Genomic DNA, 4,940 nt, shown 5'->3' on the forward strand with positions numbered 1-4,940 from the left:
AGCTAAGCGACTTCCATATCTCACAGGGGGCAACCCCCAACTACTTCCGGCGTTCTAGGGCTTAACTTCTGTGTTCGGCATGGGTACAGGTGTATCTCCTAGGCTATCGTCACTTAACTCTGAGTAATACCTACTCAAAATTGAATATCTATCAAATAACAAGAAAACCTTACGCTTTCGTATTCTCAGTTACTTTGGATAAGTCCTCGAGCTATTAGTATTAGTCCGCTACATGTGTCGCCACACTTCCACTTCTAACCTATCTACCTGATCATCTCTCAGGGCTCTTACTGATATAAAATCATGGGAAATCTCATCTTGAGGTGGGTTTCACACTTAGATGCTTTCAGCGTTTATCCCTTCCCTACATAGCTACCCAGCGATGCCTTTGGCAAGACAACTGGTACACCAGCGGTAAGTCCACTCTGGTCCTCTCGTACTAGGAGCAGATCCTCTCAAATTTCCTACGCCCGCGACGGATAGGGACCGAACTGTCTCACGACGTTCTGAACCCAGCTCGCGTGCCGCTTTAATGGGCGAACAGCCCAACCCTTGGGACCGACTACAGCCCCAGGATGCGACGAGCCGACATCGAGGTGCCAAACCTCCCCGTCGATGTGAACTCTTGGGGGAGATAAGCCTGTTATCCCCAGGGTAGCTTTTATCCGTTGAGCGATGGCCCTTCCATACGGAACCACCGGATCACTAAGCCCGACTTTCGTCCCTGCTCGAGTTGTAGCTCTCGCAGTCAAGCTCCCTTATACCTTTACACTCTGCGAATGATTTCCAACCATTCTGAGGGAACCTTTGGGCGCCTCCGTTACCTTTTAGGAGGCGACCGCCCCAGTCAAACTGCCCGTCAGACACTGTCTCCGATAGGGATCACCTATCCGGGTTAGAGTGGCCATAACACAAGGGTAGTATCCCAACAACGTCTCCTTCGAAACTGGCGTCCCGATCTCATAGACTCCTACCTATCCTGTACATGTGGTACAGACACTCAATATCAAACTGCAGTAAAGCTCCATGGGGTCTTTCCGTCCTGTCGCGGGTAACCTGCATCTTCACAGGTACTAAAATTTCACCGAGTCTCTCGTTGAGACAGTGCCCAAATCATTACGCCTTTCGTGCGGGTCGGAACTTACCCGACAAGGAATTTCGCTACCTTAGGACCGTTATAGTTACGGCCGCCGTTTACTGGGGCTTCAATTCATACCTTCGCTTGCGCTAAGCACTCCTCTTAACCTTCCAGCACCGGGCAGGCGTCACCCCCTATACATCATCTTACGATTTAGCAGAGAGCTGTGTTTTTGATAAACAGTTGCTTGGGCCTATTCACTGCGGCTGACGTAAAGTCAGCACCCCTTCTCCCGAAGTTACGGGGTCATTTTGCCGAGTTCCTTAACGAGAGTTCTCTCGCTCACCTGAGGCTACTCGCCTCGACTACCTGTGTCGGTTTGCGGTACGGGTAGAGTATGTTTAAACGCTAGAAGCTTTTCTTGGCAGTGTGACGTCACTAACTTCGCTACTAAACTTCGCTCCCCATCACAGCTCAATGTTATAGAATTAAGCATTTAACTCAATTCACACCTCACTGCTTAGACAGACACTTCCAATCGTCTGCTTTAGTTAGCCTACTGCGTCCCTCCATCACTACATACTCTAGTACAGGAATATCAACCTGTTGTCCATCGGATACACCTTTCGGTCTCTCCTTAGGTCCCGACTAACCCAGGGCGGACGAGCCTTCCCCTGGAAACCTTAGTCTTACGGTGGACAGGATTCTCACCTGTCTTTCGCTACTCATACCGGCATTCTCACTTCTATGCGTTCCAGCGCTCCTCACGGTACACCTTCTCCACACATAGAACGCTCTCCTACCATACCTATAAAGGTATCCACAGCTTCGGTAAATTGTTTTAGCCCCGGTACATTTTCGGCGCAGGGTCACTCGACTAGTGAGCTATTACGCACTCTTTGAATGAATAGCTGCTTCTAAGCTAACATCCTAGTTGTCTGTGCAACCCCACATCCTTTTCCACTTAACAATTATTTTGGGACCTTAGCTGGTGGTCTGGGCTGTTTCCCTTTCGACTACGGATCTTAGCACTCGCAGTCTGACTGCCGACCATAATTCATTGGCATTCGGAGTTTATCTGAGATTGGTAATCCGGGATGGACCCCTCACCCAAACAGTGCTCTACCTCCAAGAATCTTGATGTCGACGCTAGCCCTAAAGCTATTTCGGAGAGAACCAGCTATCTCCAAGTTCGTTTGGAATTTCTCCGCTACCCACAAGTCATCCAAGCACTTTTCAACGTGCCCTGGTTCGGTCCTCCAGTGCGTCTTACCGCACCTTCAACCTGCTCATGGGTAGGTCACATGGTTTCGGGTCTACGACATAATACTAAAGCGCCCTATTCAGACTCGGTTTCCCTACGGCTCCGTCTCTTCAACTTAACCTCGCATCATATCGTAACTCGCCGGTTCATTCTACAAAAGGCACGCTCTCACCCATTAACGGGCTCGAACTTGTTGTAGGCACACGGTTTCAGGTTCTATTTCACTCCCCTCCCGGGGTGCTTTTCACCTTTCCCTCACGGTACTGGTTCACTATCGGTCACTAGGGAGTATTTAGGGTTGGGAGATGGTCCTCCCAGATTCCGACGAGATTTCACGTGTCTCGCCGTACTCAGGATACTGCTAGGTACAAAGACTATTTTAAATACGAGGCTCTCACTCTCTTTGGCTGACCTTCCCATGTCATTCTTCTATAGTCTTTGAGTCCACATTGCAGTCCTACAACCCCGAAGAGTAAACTCTTCGGTTTGCCCTCCTGCCGTTTCGCTCGCCGCTACTAAGGCAATCGCTTTTGCTTTCTCTTCCTGCAGCTACTTAGATGTTTCAGTTCACTGCGTCTTCCTCCTCATATCCTTAACAGATATAGGTAACAGGTAGTACCTGTTGGGTTCCCCCATTCGGAAATCCCTGGATCATCGCTTACTTACAGCTACCCAAGGCATATCGTCGTTTGTCACGTCCTTCTTCGGCTCCTAGTGCCAAGGCATCCACCGTGCGCCCTTATTAACTTAACCTTACTTTTTTGACCTTTCAGTCATAAACTCTTATTAATACTACAGCGTTTTCGGTTTATTTTCTTGTTACTATTTGATATAGATATTCAATTTTCAATGTGCATTACTTGGTGATTTCTCACCAATGGAGCCTAGCGGGATCGAACCGCTGACCTCCTGCGTGCAAAGCAGGCGCTCTCCCAGCTGAGCTAAGGCCCCACAAGACCTCTCAAGACTAAACAAGACCAATGTGCATTCCTTATCCTTAGAAAGGAGGTGATCCAGCCGCACCTTCCGATACGGCTACCTTGTTACGACTTCACCCCAATCATCTATCCCACCTTAGGCGGCTGGCTCCTAAAAGGTTACCTCACCGACTTCGGGTGTTACAAACTCTCGTGGTGTGACGGGCGGTGTGTACAAGGCCCGGGAACGTATTCACCGCGGCGTGCTGATCCGCGATTACTAGCGATTCCGACTTCATGTAGGCGAGTTGCAGCCTACAATCCGAACTGAGATTGGCTTTAAGAGATTAGCTTGCCGTCACCGGCTTGCGACTCGTTGTACCAACCATTGTAGCACGTGTGTAGCCCAGGTCATAAGGGGCATGATGATTTGACGTCATCCCCACCTTCCTCCGGTTTATTACCGGCAGTCTCGCTAGAGTGCCCAACTGAATGATGGCAACTAACAATAGGGGTTGCGCTCGTTGCGGGACTTAACCCAACATCTCACGACACGAGCTGACGACAACCATGCACCACCTGTCACCTCTGTCCCGAAGGAAAACTCTATCTCTAGAGCGGTCAGAGGGATGTCAAGACCTGGTAAGGTTCTTCGCGTTGCTTCGAATTAAACCACATGCTCCACCGCTTGTGCGGGCCCCCGTCAATTCCTTTGAGTTTCAACCTTGCGGTCGTACTCCCCAGGCGGAGTGCTTAATGCGTTAGCTACGGCACTAAACCCCGGAAAGGGTCTAACACCTAGCACTCATCGTTTACGGCGTGGACTACCAGGGTATCTAATCCTGTTTGCTCCCCACGCTTTCGAGCCTCAGCGTCAGTTACAAGCCAGAGAGCCGCTTTCGCCACCGGTGTTCCTCCATATATCTACGCATTTCACCGCTACACATGGAATTCCACTCTCCCCTCTTGCACTCAAGTTAAACAGTTTCCAAAGCGTACTATGGTTAAGCCACAGCCTTTAACTTCAGACTTATCTAACCGCCTGCGCTCGCTTTACGCCCAATAAATCCGGACAACGCTCGGGACCTACGTATTACCGCGGCTGCTGGCACGTAGTTAGCCGTCCCTTTCTGGTAAGATACCGTCACAGTGTGAACTTTCCACTCTCACACTCGTTCTTCTCTTACAACAGAGCTTTACGATCCGAAAACCTTCTTCACTCACGCGGCGTTGCTCGGTCAGACTTCCGTCCATTGCCGAAGATTCCCTACTGCTGCCTCCCGTAGGAGTCTGGGCCGTGTCTCAGTCCCAGTGTGGCCGATCACCCTCTCAGGTCGGCTATGTATCGTCGCCTTGGTGAGCCGTTACCTCACCAACTAGCTAATACAACGCAGGTCCATCTGGTAGTGGTGCAATTGCACCTTTTAAGCACATATCATGCGATATCTACTGTTATGCGGTATTAGCTATCGTTTCCAATAGTTATCCCCCGCTACCAGGCAGGTTACCTACGCGTTACTCACCCGTTCGCAACTCATCCGCTCGGTGCAAGCACCAAGCTTCAGCGTTCTACTTGCATGTATTAGGCACGCCGCCAGCGTTCGTCCTGAGCCAGGATCAAACTCTCATTAAAAGTTTGAGTTCTCACTCATTTCTGTCACTGACAGATTTATTGTTTTTT

General features: G+C 50.0%; 1 tRNA gene and 3 rRNA genes. All 4 read right to left on the reverse strand.

Annotation, left to right across the window (positions count from 1 at the left end):
• Nucleotide 1 precedes the first annotated feature (1 nt).
• The 4 genes from rrf to KBU52_RS08815 all read right to left on the reverse strand — a co-directional run bounded on the left by rrf (nucleotide 2) and on the right by KBU52_RS08815 (nucleotide 4,892).
• Nucleotides 2–117 (reverse strand): 5S ribosomal RNA (rrf, locus tag KBU52_RS08800).
• 77 nt (nucleotides 118–194) lie between these two features.
• A 23S ribosomal RNA gene (locus KBU52_RS08805) occupies nucleotides 195–3,095 on the reverse strand.
• Nucleotides 3,096–3,220: 125 nt separating this feature from the next.
• Nucleotides 3,221–3,293 (reverse strand) — tRNA-Ala (locus KBU52_RS08810).
• Between the two features lie 50 nt (nucleotides 3,294–3,343).
• A 16S ribosomal RNA gene (locus KBU52_RS08815) occupies nucleotides 3,344–4,892 on the reverse strand.
• Together the 16S, 23S and 5S rRNA genes with 1 tRNA gene alongside form the textbook arrangement of a ribosomal RNA operon.
• Between the last annotated feature and the right edge of the window lie 48 nt (nucleotides 4,893–4,940).

This window comes from Streptococcus sp. 9.1(2021), from assembly GCF_030466425.1.
Classification (GTDB): Bacteria; Bacillota; Bacilli; order Lactobacillales; family Streptococcaceae; genus Streptococcus; species Streptococcus wuxiensis.